General features: G+C 68.2%; 16 protein-coding genes and 1 tRNA gene. 4 read left to right on the forward strand and 13 right to left on the reverse strand.

Translation table 11 applies throughout. The features are described from left to right. Positions 1-60 precede the first annotated feature (60 nt). Positions 61-1,164: a DUF5694 domain-containing protein gene (locus tag K3A85_RS11615; protein WP_225206663.1), complete on the reverse strand. Its 1,104-nt coding sequence runs from the start codon at positions 1,162-1,164 to the stop codon at positions 61-63. 234 nt (positions 1,165-1,398) lie between these two features. After that, positions 1,399-2,808, reverse strand: coding sequence for an adenosylhomocysteinase (gene ahcY, locus K3A85_RS11620; RefSeq protein ID WP_225206664.1), 1,410 nt, complete (start codon positions 2,806-2,808; stop codon positions 1,399-1,401). Between the two features lie 217 nt (positions 2,809-3,025). Here ahcY and K3A85_RS11625 point away from each other — a divergent pair, with 217 nt between their 5' ends. After that, positions 3,026-3,505 (forward strand): peroxiredoxin, encoded by a 480-nt coding sequence (locus tag K3A85_RS11625; protein ID WP_225206665.1) that lies wholly within the window; start codon positions 3,026-3,028, stop codon positions 3,503-3,505. Positions 3,506-3,665: 160 nt separating this feature from the next. Further along, positions 3,666-5,225: a S10 family peptidase gene (locus K3A85_RS11630; RefSeq protein ID WP_225206666.1), complete on the forward strand. Its 1,560-nt coding sequence runs from the start codon at positions 3,666-3,668 to the stop codon at positions 5,223-5,225. A gap of 97 nt (positions 5,226-5,322) precedes the next feature. Here the strand turns inward: K3A85_RS11630 and K3A85_RS11635 are convergent, their stop codons facing one another. The 7 genes from K3A85_RS11635 to K3A85_RS11665 all read right to left on the reverse strand — a co-directional run bounded on the left by K3A85_RS11635 (position 5,323) and on the right by K3A85_RS11665 (position 10,793). Then, positions 5,323-6,072: a TorF family putative porin gene (locus K3A85_RS11635; protein ID WP_225206667.1), complete on the reverse strand. Its 750-nt coding sequence runs from the start codon at positions 6,070-6,072 to the stop codon at positions 5,323-5,325. Between the two features lie 4 nt (positions 6,073-6,076). Beyond that, positions 6,077-6,544, reverse strand: coding sequence for a hypothetical protein (locus K3A85_RS11640; RefSeq protein WP_225206668.1), 468 nt, complete (start codon positions 6,542-6,544; stop codon positions 6,077-6,079). A 112-nt stretch (positions 6,545-6,656) separates the two neighbouring features. Further along, positions 6,657-7,085: a PaaI family thioesterase gene (locus tag K3A85_RS11645; protein ID WP_225206669.1), complete on the reverse strand. Its 429-nt coding sequence runs from the start codon at positions 7,083-7,085 to the stop codon at positions 6,657-6,659. 4 nt (positions 7,086-7,089) lie between these two features. Continuing rightward, positions 7,090-7,707 (reverse strand): GTP cyclohydrolase I FolE, encoded by a 618-nt coding sequence (folE, locus tag K3A85_RS11650; protein WP_225206670.1) that lies wholly within the window; start codon positions 7,705-7,707, stop codon positions 7,090-7,092. 20 nt (positions 7,708-7,727) lie between these two features. Continuing rightward, positions 7,728-9,221 carry a phospholipase D-like domain-containing protein gene (locus K3A85_RS11655; RefSeq protein ID WP_225206671.1) on the reverse strand — a complete coding sequence of 498 codons (1,494 nt, stop codon included), beginning with the start codon at positions 9,219-9,221 and terminating at the stop codon, positions 7,728-7,730. A gap of 132 nt (positions 9,222-9,353) precedes the next feature. Further along, complete coding sequence (locus K3A85_RS11660; RefSeq protein ID WP_225206672.1) at positions 9,354-9,665, reverse strand: FtsB family cell division protein; 312 nt, start codon at positions 9,663-9,665, stop codon at positions 9,354-9,356. Positions 9,666-9,758: 93 nt separating this feature from the next. Beyond that, a complete protein-coding gene (locus K3A85_RS11665; RefSeq protein WP_225206673.1) occupies positions 9,759-10,793 on the reverse strand; it encodes a GGDEF domain-containing protein in 1,035 nt (344 codons plus the stop codon). A 288-nt stretch (positions 10,794-11,081) separates the two neighbouring features. Here K3A85_RS11665 and K3A85_RS11670 point away from each other — a divergent pair, with 288 nt between their 5' ends. Beyond that, positions 11,082-11,279: a hypothetical protein gene (locus K3A85_RS11670; protein ID WP_225206674.1), complete on the forward strand. Its 198-nt coding sequence runs from the start codon at positions 11,082-11,084 to the stop codon at positions 11,277-11,279. A gap of 113 nt (positions 11,280-11,392) precedes the next feature. Here the strand turns inward: K3A85_RS11670 and K3A85_RS11675 are convergent. The 4 genes from K3A85_RS11675 to grxC form a co-directional block, all read right to left on the reverse strand. Beyond that, positions 11,393-11,469, reverse strand: a tRNA-Arg gene (locus K3A85_RS11675). A gap of 59 nt (positions 11,470-11,528) precedes the next feature. Further along, positions 11,529-12,023 (reverse strand): DUF1178 family protein, encoded by a 495-nt coding sequence (locus K3A85_RS11680; RefSeq protein ID WP_225206675.1) that lies wholly within the window; start codon positions 12,021-12,023, stop codon positions 11,529-11,531. After that, positions 12,020-12,871 carry a carbon-nitrogen hydrolase family protein gene (locus K3A85_RS11685; protein WP_225206676.1) on the reverse strand — a complete coding sequence of 284 codons (852 nt, stop codon included), beginning with the start codon at positions 12,869-12,871 and terminating at the stop codon, positions 12,020-12,022. Before K3A85_RS11685 ends, K3A85_RS11680 begins: the two co-directional genes overlap by 4 nt. A 5-nt stretch (positions 12,872-12,876) precedes the next feature. Next, the gene (gene grxC / locus K3A85_RS11690) at positions 12,877-13,155 is read right to left on the reverse strand and encodes a glutaredoxin 3 (protein WP_225206677.1); all 279 of its coding nucleotides are present in this window, start codon (positions 13,153-13,155) and stop codon (positions 12,877-12,879) included. A gap of 146 nt (positions 13,156-13,301) precedes the next feature. Here grxC and K3A85_RS11695 point away from each other — a divergent pair, with 146 nt between their 5' ends. Further along, positions 13,302-13,763 carry an Hsp20 family protein gene (locus K3A85_RS11695; protein ID WP_225206678.1) on the forward strand — a complete coding sequence of 154 codons (462 nt, stop codon included), beginning with the start codon at positions 13,302-13,304 and terminating at the stop codon, positions 13,761-13,763. Positions 13,764-13,775 lie beyond the last annotated feature (12 nt).

Genomic DNA, 13,775 nt, shown 5'->3' on the forward strand with positions numbered 1-13,775 from the left:
CGAGCGGGTTTCGCCGATCTCCCGTGGTCACGGCTTCGGCCGATCGCCCCCCGCGTCCTGCTAGCGGGCCTTCTCCGCCAGCACCTCGTCAGTGCTCGCAACGTGGATTTCGCTAAGCACTCCGAGATAGCGCTCGTAGTAGGGCTTGTGCGACGAGCCGACGATGGCGAGCACCCGGGTGCCGGGCGTCGGCCCCATGGCTTCGCGCATGTTCGCAACCATCCGCAGGTTGCGCGTCTCCCAGTAGGCCAAGTAGCGACGTCCATGGCGCTCGGGCGAGCTGTCGGCCGCGGTTGCGGCGAAGTCGGAGGCCACGGCGTAGCGGGCCGCAGCAGGGCTGTTCTGGTCGCGGTAGACCGACAGCACCGCGCCTTCGCGCAGTTGCGCCGGCACCTTGTCCAGGACCGCCTTGTGCTCGCTGGACCAGACGTTGTTCCACAGCGCCTGGATCGTCGCTTCCTGCTCGGCGCTGCTCGGTCCAGCCGCGCGGTCTCCCGTGTGATCGTCCACCGGCCAGACCCGCTCCAGACCCAGGCGCGCCGCCAGCTCGGCTGCCACCTCACGGTTTTCGTTCGGTCGCTTGCCCACCGCGGCGATCACGCCCAGCAACGCGTCGGTCAGGCCATCGGAAGCGATCCGCTCCGATGCCGGCAAGCGCAACCATTGCACCCGGGCTGACGCCGGGTCGCCCGCGGCAAGGAACAGCGCGGCCAGCCGGCGCCGCTCGGCTGCCGGGCGGTCTGCGCGACCATCCTCCAGCAACCGGGCGATCTCCGCTTCCGCACCTGCCTGGTCGAGCTTGAGCGCGGTCCGGGCGGCGCCGGCATCCGGGCAATAATCCTCGGCGGTTCCGGGATAGAATGCAGCGAAAGTGCGCAAGTAGTCGCACTGCGCGCCACCCACGGCCTCGACCATGATCATCCGTGGGCGCCAGGCTTGCAAGCGCACCAGCAGCGGCTCGAGCAGCGCGCGGTCGAAGTCGGGGGGAAGCATGCTGAGGTGCGGTGTGCCCAGAACCAGAACTTCGGTCTTGGGCTCGCGCACGGCGGCATCCGCCAACCAGACCGCTCGTGCGACGGGCGTCGGCGGGTTGACCTCGTGCGCCGGAGCCGGCGGTTGGGCGAGCGCCGCCGCTGCAGCCAACAGGATTTCCGAAATCGCCATGCGTCATCCTCTCGGCTGCCCGTGCAGAGTATGTTTTGGAACTGCCGCCGAACACAAGGGCTATCGCATGCTGTCGGGCTCGCCGTGGTGGGGCGGCTCGAGCTTGGCTCGCGATACAGCCCTCTGCGCAGCGCCTGTGCGCACTGGACCGCTCGGCCGAACAAGAAAAAGGCCCCGCATCACTGCGAGGCCTCTTCCCGATCCAACCCGCGCCAGCCAGCGCGTTAACGTCGATCAGTACCGGTAGTGATCCGGCTTGAACGGCCCCTGCGCGGTCACGCCGATATAGGCCGCCTGCTTGTCCGACAGCGTCGTCAGCTTCACGCCGAGCTTTTCCAGATGCAGCGCGGCGACCTTTTCGTCGAGGTGCTTGGGCAGCACATAGACGCGGTTCTCGTACTGGTCGTTCTTGGTGAACAGCTCGATCTGGGCGAGCGTCTGGTTGGTGAAGCTCGCGCTCATCACGAAGCTCGGGTGGCCGGTGGCGCAGCCGAGGTTCACCAGGCGGCCCTTGGCGAGCACGATGATCTGCTTGCCGTCAGGAAACTCGACGAGGTCGGTGCCCGGCTTCACTTCGGTCCACTTGTAGTTGTTCAGCGCCGAAATCTGGATCTCGCTGTCGAAGTGGCCGATGTTGCACACGATGCTCATCGGCTTCATCGCCTTCATGTGCTCGGCAGTGATCACGTCCTCGTTGCCGGTGGCGGTGACGAAGATGTCGGCGCGGGTCACCGCTTCCTCCATCGTGACGACTTCATAGCCTTCCATCGCCGCCTGCAGCGCGCAGATCGGGTCGATTTCGGTGACCATCACGCGCGCGCCGCCGTTGCGCAGCGAAGCGGCGCTGCCCTTGCCGACGTCGCCGAAGCCGGCGACGCAGGCGACCTTGCCGGCGAGCATCACGTCGGTCGCACGGCGGATCGCGTCGACCAGCGATTCCTTGCAGCCATAAAGGTTGTCGAACTTAGACTTGGTCACGCTGTCGTTCACGTTGATCGCGGGGAACGGCAGCTTGCCGTCCTTGGCGATCTGGTAGAGGCGGTGGACGCCGGTGGTGGTCTCTTCCGACACGCCCTTGATGTGCGCGACCGAGGCCGAGAGGTAGCCGGGCTTGCGCTTGAGGAATTCCTTGAGCGCACGGACGAACTCGATTTCCTCGGCGTTCGAGGGCTCGAACAGCGCCTCGCCCGCTTCAACGCGCGCGCCCCACAGCGCGAACATCGTGGCGTCGCCGCCATCGTCGAGGATCATGTTGGCGGTCTGGCCGGTGCCGTCATCCCAGTCGAAGATGCGACCGACATAGTCCCAGTAGTCGGCAAGGCTCTCGCCCTTGACCGCGAAGACCGGGATGCCGCGCGCGGCGATCGCGGCGGCGGCGTGGTCCTGGGTCGAGAAGATGTTGCAGGTCGCCCAGCGCACCTCGGCGCCTAACGCGACCAGCGTCTCGATCAGCACCGCGGTCTGGATCGTCATGTGCAGGCTGCCCGTGATCCGCGCGCCCTTGAGCGGCTGGGCCGCGCCGTATTCGGCGCGCAGGGCCATCAGGCCGGGCATCTCGGTTTCGGCGATGGCGATCTCGGCGCGGCCGAAGTCGGCCAGGCCGAGGTCGGCGATAACGTAATCCTTTTCGGCGAGGGTAGCCATGCCGCTGTCTCCTGAAGCAATCCGTTGCGCGCCCGTCCGCTCGGACAGGCCTCATGGACCTGCGCCTTACCGGTTCGGGCGACGCCACGCAATGGGCCATATAAAGGAAGCTTTATATCTTCTTGCCGGAGCCCACGCAGTTGCGCTGTCACACGCCCGGCCTATATCCACGCGCGTGTTCGCATTCGCGTGACCAAACAAGGAAAGGAAACTGGGGATGACGATTTCGGTTGGAGACAAGCTGCCCGACGTGAAGCTGGTCAAGGCAACGCAGGAAGGCCCTGAAGCGGTGCAGAGCACCGACTACTTCGCCGGCAAGCGCGTCGCGCTGTTCTCGGTGCCCGGCGCCTTCACCCCCACCTGCTCGGCCAAGCACCTGCCCGGCTTCGTCGAAAAGGCCGCCGAGCTCAAGGCCAAGGGCATCGACGAGATCGCCTGCACCGCGGTCAACGATCCCTTCGTGATGAAGGCCTGGGGCGCCGCCTCGGGCTCGGCCGACGTCACCATGCTCGCCGATGGCAACGGCGATTTCGCCAAGGCGGTCGGCCTCACCATGGACGGCTCGGGCTTTGGCTTGGGCACCCGCGGCCAGCGCTTCTCGATGGTCGTCAACGACGGCGTGGTCGAGCAGCTCAACGTCGAAGCCCCGGGCGACTTCAAGGTCTCCTCGGCCGAGCACATGCTCGAGCAGCTCTGATTTGCGCGGCGTGGCGGGGACCGGCGCGGTCCGGTTCCCGTCGCCCGACCGTCGCCGCATTGTGACAAGGCGGTTGCAAACGAAACCCGATAGCCGCAAGCATCAAGGCCGACCGGCGCCCGGCGTCGATCTTTTTATGTCATGGTATCAAGGGCTTGTGATGCGATCTCTGTTTCTTGCGGCAGCTCTCGCCGCCACTTCGCTTACCCCTGCTGCGGCGCAGGAGAAGCCATCCGAAATCAAGGCCGAACCCAAGACCCACGCCGAGGCGATGAAGGCCGACGTGGAGAAAGCCTGGGTCCGCCCGCCGGTCGAGGAGCAGGCGAGCACCAGCAAGGGCAGCGTCACCGTGCGCGGCGCGAAGATCCCCTACACCGCCACCGCCGGCACGTTCACCATCCGCGACGACGACGGCAAGCCGACCGCGTCGATGTTCTACACCGCCTATACCCGCGATGGCGGTGGCAACCGACCGGTGACTTTCTTCTATAACGGTGGCCCGGGCTCGCCGACGGTGTGGCTGCACATGGGCAGCTTCGCCCCGGTGCGCGTCGCGACCAACGATCCCGTCTACGTCGCGCCCCGCGACTATGCCGTGCGCCCCAATCCGGATTCGCTGATCGACAAGACCGACCTCGTGTTCATCGACGCGATCGGCGCGGGCTGGTCGCGCCCCCTGGGCGACAAGACCGGCAAGGACTTCTGGGGCGTCGACCAGGACGCCGACGCCTTCGCCCGCGCCATCATGCGCTATGTCGACAAGACCAACCGCTGGGGCAGCCCCAAGGTCCTGTTCGGCGAAAGCTACGGAACGCTGCGCTCGGGCGCGGTCGCCGCGCTGCTTGAGGAGCGGGGGATGAGCGTCGACGGGATCGTTCTGCTCTCGACCATCCTCAACTATGGCGTGCGCCAGCCGGGCTACGACCAGAACTACCAGATCCTGTTCCCGACCTATGCCGCTACCGCATGGTATCACAATCGCGTGCCCAACCGCCCGGCCGCGCTCGAGCCGTTCCTCGCCGAAGTGCGCGCCTTCGTCGCCGGTCCCTACGCCGCGGCGCTGGCCAAGGGCGATGCCGTGCCCGACGAGGAGAAGCGCGCCGTCGCCCGGCAGATGGCGGCCTATACCGGCCTGTCGGAAGACTACATCCTCAGGTCGAATCTGAGGATCAGCCTCGGCCACTTCCAGACCGAGCTGCTGCGCGATCGCGGCGTCGCCACCGGGCGGCTCGATACGCGCTATCTGCTCAACGTCGCCGATGCCAACGCAGACAGCCCCGACGACGATCCGGCAAGCACCGCGATCACCGGCGCCTACTTCGCAGGCTTTCGCAACTATGCCGCGCAAGTCCTGGGCTACAAGCCGGATATGCCCTACAAGCTTTCGGCCCGCGACGGCTCGTTCGACTGGGACTGGAAGCACCGCGCGCCGGGCGATCGCTATCCCCAGCCCGCGCCCAACACCGCGGTCGACCTCGCCGCGACGATGCGCGTCGATCCCGATCTCAAGGTGCTGTTCCTCAACGGCTACTTCGATGCAGCGACGCCGTTCTATTCGACCGAGTACGACGTCGCGCACATGGGCCTCGCGCCCGAGCTCAGAAAGAACATCAGCTTCCGCTATTACGAGAGCGGCCACATGGTCTATCTCAACCCGCGCGAACTGACCCGCATGCACGACGACGTCGCCGCCTGGTACGATGCGACAACGCGCCGCTGAACCGGCGCAATGCTACTTCGGACCGGCTCGAGGACGCGGATCGCCCGCGCCTCGCAGCCGGTCCGGCCACTTTCCCGGGCGGGCGCGGCAGGCGCGATCAGAAGCCGAAGCGCACTCTTGCGACCACCTTGTCGCCCACGTGGCGGCCATCGGCGTAGGGCGACGGCTCGCTCCGCGCCTTCGCGCGGTCGATGTCGTTGCCGACGTAGTCGACCCCGAGCGTGAACGGGAACTGCGTGAATTCCAGGCCGACGCGCCAGTCGGCATAGTCCCCGCCGGGGCGCAACCGCGCAGCCCGGGGCGAGCTGCCGCTCCCCGTCGTATAGCCGACCCCGGCTGAAAGGCTGACCGGAAACGCCGGCAACCCGGCGCGCGCATCGGCATGGAGGTAGAGGTTCTGCCCGCCGATCGCGCGCTGGCTCGGCGCGAACACCGCGCCTGCGCCAAGGTCCACCGGGCCGATGCCGTAGCGCGTGCCCAGTCCCAGCTCGACATAGTCCATGGCGCGATCGGCGCCGGTGAAGACATGGCCGATCACCGCGCCGCGCCAGGTCAGGCCGCCGGTGGCGAAGCTCTTGGCCAGTTCGAGGTCGCCCACCGCGTCGGCCCCCCCGTGGCGCTGCGATCCGCGCAACGCCGCGACGCGCACCGCCGCCTCGAAACCCTTGAGCCCGGCCTTGCCGTCGGCCGAGGCGGTGACCTCGCCATCGCTCCAGCCGATGCCGCGGCGGATCTCGTCGCTCGCCGCCTCGATCCCGCCGTCGAGCGCGACTTGCGCGCGCGCCGGGGCGGCGAGGCCGGCAGCGACCGGCAGAAGAAAAAGGATCGCGGGGGAAATCGGTTTCATCGGGTCATCCTGTTGCGTCCGCAGCTCCGATCGCATCGGCCTGCGCCATGACCGCCTTGGTGTCGTGTGCGGCGTGAAGGCGCAAGCGGGCGCGCAACGCGTTGTCGCGTTCGCCCTTCCGACCGGCGAAGGCTGCCATCGCGCTGCCGCACCAGCCAGGCCGCGCGAGCTCGAAGACGTGGTCCTCGCGGCTCGTTGCGGTGAGCAGCGCGCCCGAGGCCAGTTGCGCCCGGCGTAGGATGGCGAGGTCGACCCGCCACAGGCACCTGAGGCTCGCCGGGCGCCCCGCCGCGCCCGGCGCTCCGACCTGCCGCGCGGTCACGAGCGGCGTTCCGGTCCAGTTCGTCGGCACCGGACCCGAGCCATGTTCGATTACCTCGCTGTGCGCGAGCCGCGCCGCCGCGCTCGCCGGCATGGGCCATGCGAGACCTGCGACAAGAACGACCAGGCCACGCCCGACAAGTGCCTTCATCACGTCTGCTCCTCTGCTGGCGGAACCGTCTTCGCGGCTCCTGCGCAGCAGGGAATGGATCTCAGCAGTGTCTCGCAAATGCCTGATACGTATCAATTCATTGCAGAAGCGCTCACGCGGGCAGGGCATAGATCGCGGTGGCCTGCGCAACCAACGTCCCGGCATCGTCCTGCCACAGCCGCACATCGACGGTCGCCAGCCGGCGCCCGAGCTTGAGCAGCATCGCGTCGGCGAAGAGCGGCGCAAGGCGCGCGCCGCGCAGGAAGTTCATCGTCAGGCTGCTGGTCACCGCCATCGGCTGCGGGCCGATATGCGCCAGCACGACGGCATAGGCAGCGACATCGACCAGCCCCATCTGCGTCGGCCCCGAAACCAGGTTGCCCGGACGCAGCGCGTCCGGCCCCGGATCGAGCCGCAGGCGCACGCGGCCCGACGCGATTTCGCTCACCCGGCCGATGCGATCGCGGACTTCGGCCGGAAAGGCGCCGAGCAGGAACGCCTGCAGCGCCTCGACTTCCATCACCGGCGTAAGCGCGGCCATTCGCTCAATAGCCCATCAGGCTGAGCACTTCCTTGCGGCTGCGATTGTCCTCGAGGAACGTGCCGATCAGCCGGCTGGTGACCATGCCGACGCCCGGCGTGCGCACGCCGCGCCCGGTCATGCAGCCGTGCTGCGCCTCGATCACCACCGCGACGCCGTGGGGCTTCAGCGCGTCCCAGATGCACTGCGCGACTTCGCTGGTCAGCCGCTCCTGGATCTGCAGGCGGCGGGCATAGGCGTGCAGCACGCGGGCGAGCTTGGAGATTCCGACCACCTTGTGCCGCGGCAGGTAGGCGATCGCCGCCTTGCCCACGATCGGCGCCATGTGGTGTTCGCAATGCGACTGGAACGGGATGTCCTTGAGCAGGACCAGCTCGTTGTAGCCGCCCACCTCCTCGAACTGGCGCGACAGGTGCGCGGAAGGATCCTCGCCATAGCCCTGGCAATATTCCTTCCAGGCGCGCGCCACGCGCTTGGGCGTGTCGAGCAGGCCCTCGCGCGCCGGGTCGTCGCCCGACCAGCGGATCAGGGTGCGGATCGCCTCCTGCACGTCCTCGGGCACCGGGGCCTTGCCCCGCGCGAGGTCCTCGTCATCGTCGTCGTGCAGGTGATCGTGCGCCATTCGCATGTCCTCTCGCTCGCTCAGCGCGGCCGGCGCAGGATGCGGCTCTTGAACAGGCCGCCGCGCCGGTAAAACGCCAGCATTTCCTCGGGGCGCTCGGGATCGAGCACCTCGGCGTCGGCCAGCGCCTTTTCCGCATCGCTCAGCTCGCGCGGGACGAAGCGGCGCAGGCGCTTGCCTGTCGCGGGCGCAGCGTCGATCGCCGCAGCCATCGATCCGCGCTCGCGAACGAGGTCCGCTACCGCCTCTGGCGCCATTCCGCAATGTTCGCCGAGCAGCCGCAGCCGCAGGCGCCCTATGGCCGCGCTGCAATGGCCGTTGCTCGGCCGCGCGCAGTCGATGAACACGTCGCATTCACTGTCGAGGCCCATCGAGCGGTTGTTCATGTTGGCCGAACCGACGCGCAGCACCTCGTCGTCGATGATGGTCAGCTTGGAATGCACGTAGATCGGCATTCCGGCGGCGTTGTAGGGGTGCCAGATGCTGAAACGCCCCGCCTTGTCGGCTTCCTTCACCGCGCGGAACAGGCGGATGCGCGCGCCGTCCATTGCCGCCTGTTCCAGCCAGCCGTCACTGCTTTGGGGCATGACCAGCACGATCTCGGGCGGATCGGGCTGCGACAGCCGCAGCGCCATCGCCTCGGCCACGGTGCGCGAGGCGAAATACTGGTTCTCGGCATAGATGAAGCGCTTCGCCCGCGCGATCTGCTCGACGAACAACGCCTCGATTTCGCGCACTTCGGCGGCGTTGCCGTACTGCGAGCGGGTCCGCGCGATGCCCACCTCGACATCGCGGAACTCGGCCGCGATGCCTTCGGGCCATGGCGTCTCGTCCTGCGGCGCGCAGGCCGCCATCGGCTTGCCGCCGGCCTGCTCCCAGCGCGTGCGGCCATAGTCGCCGAGCACCCGGGCGACCTCGCCCTCGAGCAGCATGGTGCAGTCGTGCCAGGGGCCGTAGAGCGTGCGGCCGCCCGGCCGCCGCCGGCGCGGGTCCTTCTCGAGGTGCTCGCTCGTGTCCCAGCGGTCACCGGCCATGTCGATGCCGCCGCACACCGCGAAGCGATCGTCGATCACCACGATCTTCTGGTGGTGGCTGCACCCCAGCGGATGCGCACTGTCGAGCTTGAAGCCGATCCGCGGGTGCTTCCACCAGCGGAGCAGGTCCACGATCATCGAGCCGCGGAACACCGCCTTGATCGCGCCGAAGTTCCACTTCAGCACCTTGATCTCGACGCGCTTGTGCCGGTTGGCGAGCCAGACGACGAAGGCGCCGAGTCGCGCCGGGGCAATGCGCTTGCGTGGCAGGTTCCACCAGCGCCGGCCGTCGCCGATCAGGATGCGCGTATCGAAGTCCCAGCCGATCAGCAGGATGCGCTGGCGCGCCGCCAGCATCGCGCCGCGCATCAGGTGGAAGTAGTCCGCCGCATCGACCACGACGTGCGCGCGCGACGCGCGAGCATAGCGCCACACCGACGGGCTGGCCGCCTGCTCCTCGGGTCCACCGGGATTGTCCACGCCGCCGCTTATGCGATCGCGCCGGCGGATGCGCCAGCCCCGGTCCATGGCTTTCCGGTCATCGCAGTGCCCCCCTTGCGCGTGTCGCGGGCAGAACGGCGCTGCTGGCCAGGCGTTCCCGCCCCCGGCGCGTCAACGGATCGGGATCACCAGCTCGTCGGGGTGCGCGACATTGAGGTCGGAGCGCAGCAGTTCGCCGACCAGGTCGGGATCGGCGTGGCGCGGGTCGAGCAGGTCGATGCGGTTCTTCAGCCGGTCGCGCTCGAGCGTCAGCTGCACCAGCTCCTTCTGGCGCTGGTCGAGCAGTCGCGCATTCTCGCCCCAGGCGAGCAGCCCGCTCGGCCCGGCGATACCGACCGCGCCGAGCAGCAGCAAGGCGACCAGCGCGAGGGTCTGGGTCAGGCTTTCGCGGGGGAGCCGAAGGTGGGAGCGGCGGCGCGGCATCACTCCTTTACAGAATCACAGAACCTGGCCCGGTTCAACAAGGTTTGCGGCGAAATCCCGGGGAAACCTCGCGATTCGTCGCAGATACGACTCCTACCATCGTGAATGGCGCTCGATGCGCAGTCGCGGCGCCAGCTCGAGCCGGTCGCGCCCCTTCGCCTTGGCCATCTGCACCGCCAGATCGGCCGAGCGCAACGCATCGTCGGCAGACCCGTCGAGGCGCGCCACACCCGCACTGGCCGAGACGCGGACGATCACGCTGTCGACCGCGCGCGTGGTGCCCGAAAGCGCGGTCAGCACGCGCCGGACCACCGCCTCGGCCTGGTCGACGCTGGCGGCGGGCAGCAAGATGCCGAACGTTTCGCCGCCGAGCCGCGCCACGGTATCGCCGCCGCGCACCAGCGAGCGCAGCAGCTGCGCGAACATCACCAGCACCTTGTCGCCGGTCGCATGGCCGTGGCGGTCGTTGAGCGCGCGAAAGTGGTCGAGGTCGAACAGCGCGATGCACCCGCCCGCCTGTTCGGCGAGGTGATGCTCGAGCATCGCAACGAAGGCGCGGCGATTGCTGAGGCCGGTCATCGGGTCGGTCAGCCCGGCTTCGGCAAGCTGGTCCTCGAGCGCCTTGCGCTCGGCGATCGAGCGCAGGATCGCGACCGCCTCGCGCCGCACGGCGCGATCGTCGCCCAACGTCTCGAGACGGAGCTCGAACCAGGCGCTCTTGCCGCCTGCCCCGACGAGATGGACCTCGTGCCACACCGGCGGGGCCTCGCCGTCGAGCGCGGTCTCGATCAGCCCGGCCAGCGCATCGCGCTGCTCGGGCCGTGCGAGCGCCGCCAGCGCCGCGCCGTGCAATTCGCCTTCGCGCCACAGCCCGGTGCGCGCAGCGGCGGGCGACGCATACGCGATGCACCCGTCGGCACCCACCCGCAGCACCACGTCGCTGGTGCTCGCCGCGAGCAGGCGATAGAGCGCCTGCGCTTCCGCCAGTGCCCGCCGCAACGCGGACCGTTGCCGGACGAGGCACACCAGGCCGATCGCAGCGACCGTGGCGATCGTCGCCCCGCCCAGCGCGGCGAGCGGCCAGGACAGGTCGCCCGCCGGCCTGCCCGCGTACCCGGAGAGGGCCATCGAAGCGGCTGCCGCGGCGGCGTTGGAGAAGGCGAGGCAGGCCGTCCCGGCGCTCGTGACAAGCGCGCGCCGGCCTGTGCGGATTGCGTGTGGTGACAGCTCCATGACGCAATGCCTGCGGGTTTATCCTTACTTCCGCATTTTCAAAGGTGATTAATATCGACCTAACCAAAGAGATTTCTTTGGATGAGGTTAAGCGCGTTTGTAGACAATTAATTCTGGCCGACTTGCCGCTCCAGTGGCCGGTTTCTACGAGTTGCCGCGCAACTCCAGGGATAATCCGCCGCCTTGAACACGCCGCGCTTTCTGACTACCGAAATGCAGGCCCAGGCCGAACGCTGGGCCGTCTGCGTCGTCTGCGGCAAGCATACGGCCGGCAAGTGGACCCGGCTCGAAGACGGCACGTTCCGGCGCGATCCGCGCCGCCATTCGAACGCCGATGGCGAGACCTGCCCGGGCAGCTTCCAGGCCGCTGACTTGCGCTGAGGCGCGACAGATCGTGCGCGCCGCCGCACGGATCTCGTTTTCCATGCGCCCTGGCGCAAGACCCCAGCGGTCCGCGCGCCGCTACACCGATCCTCGGCAGCGAGGGGAAGGCCTGGTGCGCCCGACGGGATTCGAACCCATGGCCCCCAGATTAGGAATCTGGTGCTCTATCCTGCTGAGCTACGGGCGCGCCGCCGGCTGCTTTAGGGGCGTCGCGCGGCGTGGGCAACGGCTATCAGCGCAAAACCTTCAGTTCGCCTCGCCCGGCGGCACCACGGGCACCAGCAACGGGGCGATCTCGACCCCTTCCTCGAACAGCTCGCGCGCTTCGTCGACGGTCGCCTGGCCGTGGATCGGGGCTGCGTCCTTCTCGCCGTAGTGCATCGCCCGCGCGTCTTCGGCGAAGCGGTCGCCGACCCACGTCGAGGTCTTGAGCGCCTCGGCCTGCATTGCCGCGATCGCCTTCATCATCGCCACGGCTTCGGGCGGCATCGCATGGGCCATCGGCTGCGGCTTGCTCGCCCCCGCTGCGGGCGCGGGCGCCGACCGGGGCGCAGGAGCAGGCAACTGGTTGCCCTTGCGCGCCAGCCGCGGCGCCATCACCGCCTTGGCGACATCGGCCGAGCCGCACACCGGGCAGGTGACAAGGCCCCGCGCTTGCTGGTCGGCGAAATCTTCGGAGGAACCGAACCACCCTTCGAAGCGATGGCCGGTGCCCTGGCACTCGAGGTCGAATACGATCATGATGCGCGCGACTTAGGGATTTCCCGCTTGTTGGCAAGGCTCGGCAGCTGCCCGCGCACCTCGCGGATGCGGCCGGGCTCGATCTCAGCAAATCCCAGCCCCGCGCGCTCTCCGCCCATGTCGAGCACGACCTCGCCCCAGGGATCGATCACCAGGCTGTGGCCATAGGTCTCGCGCCCGTCCGCGTGCCGGCCGACTTGCGCCGCAGAGACGACGTAGGCGCTCGCCTCGACCGCGCGGGCGCGCTGCATCAGGTGCCAGTGCGCCCTGCCGGTGGGAACGGTAAACGCGGCAGGAATGGCGATCGCGTCGCAGCGCTGCCGCCCCAGTTCCTCGAACAGCGCGGGAAAGCGGATGTCGTAGCAGATCGCAAGGCCCAGCCGGCCGACCGGGCAATCGACCGTCACCACCTGCTCGCCGGGGCGATAGGCAGCGCTTTCGCGCCAGCTTTCGCCGGTCGCGAGGTCGACGTCGAACATGTGGATCTTGTCATAGCGCGCCGCTATCGCGCCCGCGGGGTCGATCACGAAGGCGCGGTTCGCCCACAGGTCGCCGTCGACCTTGACCGCCAGCGAGCCGATGTGGACCCACAGGCCCGCCCTGGCCGCCGCATCGCGCACTGCGCCCAGCACCGGGCTCTGCTCCTCGGGCACGACGTGCGCGGCGCCACGCTTGCGCTCGCGGTCGATCAGGCCCGACATCTCGGGCGTGAACAGCATTGCCGCGCCCTCGCTCCCCGCGCGGGCGACGGCATCGACCATCGTCGCGGCATTGGCCGCGGGATCGATGCCGCTGGTCATCTGTAGCAGCGCGACCCTCACCGCCTCCGCTGCGCCCCCTTCGCGCATCGGGATCAGGCCTTGCCGAGCAACATGTCGAGCTTGCCCTGCGCATTGAGCGCGGCAAGATCGTCTGACCCACCGATGTGCATGCCGTCGATGAAGATCGAAGGAACCGTGCTGTGTCCGGGCGCGCGGCTCATCATCTCGGCCTTCTTCGGTCCGCCCATGGTCACGTCGTGTTCCTCGTAGGCGACCGCCTTCTGGTCGAGCAGCGCCTTGGCGCGCACGCAATAGGGGCAGCCCCACTTGGTGTAGATCTCGACCTTCGGCGTGGTGTTCGGCTCGCTCATTTCGACCCTCTTGATTTCCGTTTGCCCAAGCACACATGATGCTTCGTGCCGGTCGCCGCAAGCGGGGCCGGTCACATCAAACCCGCACGGATGCCAGATGGGTCCGGAGCGGGAAAGCGCAGATTGCTCATCAAGAGGATATTGCCATGAACCGTTTCGATTTCACCCCTTATCGTCGCACCACCGTCGGCTTCGACCGCCTGTTCGACCTGCTCGAACGCCAGGCCCGCGCGCAGGGTGGCGACAACTATCCCCCCTTCAACATCGAGCGCCGCGGCGATGACAGCTATCGCATCACGCTGGCGGTCGCCGGCTTCAAGCCCGACGAGCTCGACATCACCGCGCAGCAGAACCTGCTGGTGGTCAAGGGCAGCAAGGCCGATCTCGACGACAAGCAGCAGTTCCTCCACGTTGGCATCGCCAACCGTGGCTTCGAGCGCCGCTTCGAACTGGCCGACTTCGTCCGCGTCGAAGCCGCCGACCTCGCCGATGGCCTGCTGACCATCGACCTGCTGCGCGAAGTGCCCGAGGCGATGAAGCCGAAGAAGGTGCTGATCGGTGCGCCCAAGCAGCTCTCGGTGATCGAGGGCGACGCCAACGCCGCCTGATCTTGCGCCGAG

Origin of the sequence: Novosphingobium huizhouense (assembly GCF_020179475.1) — a bacterium.
Lineage (GTDB): Bacteria > Pseudomonadota > Alphaproteobacteria > Sphingomonadales > Sphingomonadaceae > Novosphingobium > Novosphingobium huizhouense.